We start from the raw sequence: 3,931 nt of genomic DNA, 5'->3' as shown, positions 1-3,931 counted from the left end.
CGTTCCCTTATGAAAAGAGTCAGGCGCGTCAGATGGGTATAAGAGACAGCCACCATGACCTCGCCGGCCGCCAGCGCCGTCAGCACCGACCCGATCGCGAACGCCGCCAGGCAGGCGTGGATCAGCGGCCGCCGGCCGTACCGGTCGGAGAGCTGCCCGAGCAGCGGCATGGCCGCGATGTAGCCGAGCAGGAAGCCGGTGACGATCGGCGTGGCCCGCTCCAGGTGGTTGAGCGGGATGTCCACGTATTCGGCGATGTCGATGAGGACCGTCACCACCACGTACGCGTCCAGCGCGGCCAGCAGCACCACCGCGCCGCCCGCGCCGAGGACGACCCGGCGGGCGCGCCTCATCCGGCGGGGGGCGGCGTGATCGTGACCGGCGCGTCGTAGTCGCTGAACGACACCGTCACCGTGCCGTTCTGCAACGGCAGGCTGGCCTTGGTGAGCCGGCTGGTGGCCTGGTCGAGCCAGACCTTGCCGCTCACGCCCTGCGTGACCCCCGGGATGATCTGGCCCACGACCTGGCCGGGGAACGTCGTGGCGACCCGGTAGGCGCCGCTCTCGACGGCCTCGACCTTAGGATCGGTGCCGGAGGCGAGCAACTGCGCGATGCCCTTGGTCGGCTCCAGGATCACCGATGGGTCGTAGAACTGCGCGAGCTGCTGCCTGGTCATCTTCTGGAAGCCGCCTGTCGGGCCCTTGAAGTGGACAGTGTCCCCGACCAGCGCGAAGCTGACCTCCTGGAGGGTGCCCAGCACCTCGATCGTGATCGTGCCGTCGGCGTCCCCGGCGGCGGTGAGCCGGCCGTCTGCCTTCTTGACCGGCACCTGCGGCTTGCCCTCCGTCGCGATCGAGAAGCTGGCCGACTTGACGGCCTTCATGGCCTCGGCGGCCTTCTTCATCACGTCAGGACCGTCGGGCAGCTCGGCCCCGCCGCTCGACGAGCACGCCGACACGAACGCGAGCACGGCCACGATCAGTAGCTTTCTGAGCATGTGCGGATGGTAGCGAGCGCCCGGGAACGTCCGTGAGCCGAAGCCGATACCGGTTGGGTGTCAGCGCAGCTTCTTCAGGTGCTCGACGAGTGGCGCATATGCCGTCTCCAGCGCGTCGAGCTGGTCGTCGGTGAGCCGGTCGACGAAATGCTCGCGCACGCTCGCCACGTGGAACGGCGCCACCCGCTGGATCGTCTCCCAGCCCTCGTCGGTCAGCACCGCGAACGTGCCGCGCCGGTCGTCTCGGCAGTCTTCCCTCGTGACCAGGCCCTTGGCCTCCATGCGCGAGATCTGGTGCGACAGCCGGCTGCGTGACTGGATCGTCGCGTCCGCCAGGTCGCTCATCCGCATGCGCCGCTCCGGGCTCTCGGACAGGTTGACCAGGATCTCGTAGTCGTTCAACGAGAGTGCGTGCTCCTGCAGCTCGCGGTCGAGGCGATGGAGAAGCAGCTTGTGCAGCGCCAGATGCGTGCGCCAGGCACGCTGTTCGGCGGGGGAAAGCCAGCGAGGCGCGCTCATGATCTCCAATCTAGCGCACGTAGAGTAAAGCTTCATGGGGGACAAGTCAGGGGAGAGCCTGGGCACCGTCCTGGTGGCCGGCGCGGCGAACCTGGCCATCGCCCTGGCCAAGCTCGTTGCCGGCCTCATCGGCGGCTCGGCGGCCATGCTGTCGGAGGCGGCCCACTCGGCCGCCGACACCGTGACCGAGTTGCTGCTCCTGGTGGCGGTGCGCCGCTCGGGCCGGCCGGCGGATCGGCGGCATCCGTTCGGGCACGGCAAGGCCGGCTTCTTCTGGGCCATGATGGCGGCCGTGGCGACGCTGGTGGGCGGCGCCGGGTTCTCCGTCACCCACGGCCTGCACGAGATCAGCCACGGCGAGGAGCTGTCGAACCTCACCCCGTCCTACATCGTGCTGGCCGTCTCCTTCGTCATCGAGGGCATCTCGTTCACGAAGGCGCTCACGCAGCTGCGCGGCGAGGCCGAGAGACACCGGGTCGGGCCGTTGCGCCTGGTGCGGATCACGTCCGACACGGCGCTGAAGGCCGTGCTGTTCGAGGACGCCGCGGCCCTGGCCGGGCTGCTGATCGCGGCCGCCGGGCTGCTCGGCTCGCAGCTCACCGGCTCCGCCCTGTGGGACGGCGCCGCCTCGGTCGCGATCGGGCTGCTCCTGCTGGTCGTGGCGCTCACCCTGATCAGGTCGAACCTGTCACTGCTCATCGGCCAGGCCGCGCCCCAGCAGACCGAGGTCGGCATCCGCGCCGTGCTGCTGGCCCAGCCGGAGGTGGAGGACGTGGTGGAGCTGCTCACCATGATGATCGGCCCCGGCGAGATCCTGGTCGCCGCGAAGATCGACTTCAGGGACGAGGCGAGCGCGGCGGGGGTGGAGATCGCGTGTGAGGAGGTGGACCGGCGGTTGCGGGAGTGCTTCCCCGGCGTGAGCCAGGTCTTCCTCGACCCGACCCCGACCGTCCGCCGGTAACCGCAAAGCCGCCCCGGCTGCCCGCCGGTAACCGCAAAGCCCGCCCCGGCTGCCCCCCATTAACCGTGGAGCCCGCCGACGGCACCGGTCAGCTGAACGACATCACGATGGCGACCCCGACCACGTGCATCAGCACCACCGCGACGATCAAGGACACGAACACGAACTTGGCCGGGCCGTGCTCGAAGGTCTTGCCCTCTTCGAGCGGCTTGCGCTGGGCCATGCGATCTGCGATGCGCTCCTCGACTGACTTGCGGTAGAACATGTGGTCTAGTCTATCCGGGGATGGTGACCCTCCTCGCGGGGGTGTCCGTGATGACCGCCACTCTGATGTCCGGCCCGGCGCTCCACTCCAGCAGGTGCCGGCCCGTCAGGTCGTCGCCGCCCGTGTGCAGCTTGTCCAGCGTCAGCTCGCCGCGCTTGATCAGCGCCTCCTTGCGCGTCCAGTACCGCATCAGCTCGTCGTTGCCGGTGACCATCGCGCGCTGGCGCGGCGTCAGCACCCGGTCGGCCAGCAAGGTGTCGAGCGGGCCGGGCGGCACGCGCTCGGCGTCCACGCCGACCTTGCCCGGCCCGGCGGCCGCGCACACGTAGCCGCGCGTGTGGCTGAAGCTGACGCCCAGATCGGGCGCCTGCTCGATGTACGGCTTGCCGTGTCCTGGCCCGTGCAGCTCGCAGTGCTGCAGCAGCGTCAGGTCCTGCGGATCGGCCTCCAGCGCCGCGGCGGCGCACAGCCGGATGAGGAGGTGGGCGGCGGTGAAGCAGGCGCGGTCGGCCTCGAACCTGAACCGCGCGGCCCGTTCCCGCTCCACCTCGGTGAGCCAGTCGTCAGGGGCGAGCACCTCGTCCGGGTGGCCGCCCATCGCCAAGGGGCCGATCGTCAGTCCTTCTTATCGTCGCCGTCGGCGGGCTTGCCGCCGTCGAGGTTGTACTGGTCGTCGGAGGCCGCACCGAGCACGGTCACGTCATGGACCTTCCAGGCGCCCTTCTCCTTCACAAGACTGATCTTAAGGTGGGAATCCTTCACTGAGCGGATGGCTTCGGAAGTATTCACCTGTTGGTCGACCACGACGATGGCGTGCGCGGTGGCCTCGTCCACGTCCGCGAGGTAGACCTCGCGTACGGTGGCCTGCGAGGTCGCCTTGAGCTTGACGATGACCTGGGCCATCGCGCCGCCGAAGGCCGCGTCGTACGTGCCGAGGAAGTCGCCCGTCGCCTGGGCGGCCAGGGCCGAGCGGGTGGCCTGGAGGTTCTGGTAGTCGTAGCTCAGCAGGGCCTTGCTGAACGCGCCCGCCGCGCCCGAGACCTCCAGCCGCAGCGCCCGCTCGGACTCCAGCCGGGCACTCGCGTCCTGGGCCTGGGCGGCGGAGACCCACTGGAGCACGGCCGTGGCGGCGGTCGCGGTCACCAGCATGGCCGCCAGGGCCCCCAGGACCCGGGCCCGGGTGAACGCC

7 protein-coding genes are annotated in these 3,931 nt (G+C 69.9%); 1 reads left to right on the top strand and 6 read right to left on the bottom strand.

The features are described 5' to 3' along the window. From ETD85_RS60775 to ETD85_RS60765, 3 genes are all read right to left on the bottom strand, one after another. Positions 1–353: MFS transporter (locus ETD85_RS60775; RefSeq protein WP_240780153.1), on the bottom strand; the 353-nt coding region annotated here is incomplete at its 3' end. Continuing rightward, entirely contained in the window at positions 350–997 is a 648-nt protein-coding gene (locus ETD85_RS60770; RefSeq protein ID WP_138698849.1) for an LppX_LprAFG lipoprotein, read from the bottom strand. The genes ETD85_RS60770 and ETD85_RS60775, both read right to left, overlap by 4 nt. 60 nt (positions 998–1,057) lie before the next feature. Beyond that, positions 1,058–1,516 (bottom strand): MarR family winged helix-turn-helix transcriptional regulator, encoded by a 459-nt coding sequence (locus ETD85_RS60765; protein ID WP_138698848.1) that lies wholly within the window; start codon positions 1,514–1,516, stop codon positions 1,058–1,060. Between the two features lie 34 nt (positions 1,517–1,550). Between ETD85_RS60765 and ETD85_RS60760 the strand changes: the two genes are divergently transcribed. Beyond that, the gene (locus ETD85_RS60760) at positions 1,551–2,477 is read left to right on the top strand and encodes a cation diffusion facilitator family transporter (protein WP_138698847.1); all 927 of its coding nucleotides are present in this window, start codon (positions 1,551–1,553) and stop codon (positions 2,475–2,477) included. Positions 2,478–2,565: 88 nt separating this feature from the next. Here ETD85_RS60760 and ETD85_RS64205 read toward each other — a convergent pair whose 3' ends face one another. The 3 genes from ETD85_RS64205 to ETD85_RS64200 all read right to left on the bottom strand — a co-directional run. Beyond that, on the bottom strand, positions 2,566–2,742 hold the full coding sequence (locus ETD85_RS64205; RefSeq protein WP_170247476.1) for a hypothetical protein: 177 nt from the start codon (positions 2,740–2,742) through the stop codon (positions 2,566–2,568). Positions 2,743–2,752: 10 nt separating this feature from the next. Continuing rightward, positions 2,753–3,340, bottom strand: coding sequence for a 4'-phosphopantetheinyl transferase family protein (locus tag ETD85_RS60755; protein WP_138698850.1), 588 nt, complete (start codon positions 3,338–3,340; stop codon positions 2,753–2,755). Between the two features lie 17 nt (positions 3,341–3,357). Next, positions 3,358–3,931: hypothetical protein (locus ETD85_RS64200; RefSeq protein WP_170247475.1), on the bottom strand; the 574-nt coding region annotated here is incomplete at its 5' end.

The sequence above is a fragment of the Nonomuraea zeae genome (assembly GCF_005889725.1).
Taxonomy (GTDB): Bacteria; Actinomycetota; Actinomycetes; order Streptosporangiales; family Streptosporangiaceae; genus Nonomuraea; species Nonomuraea zeae.
This window is presented reverse-complemented; position numbering and strand designations above follow the sequence as displayed.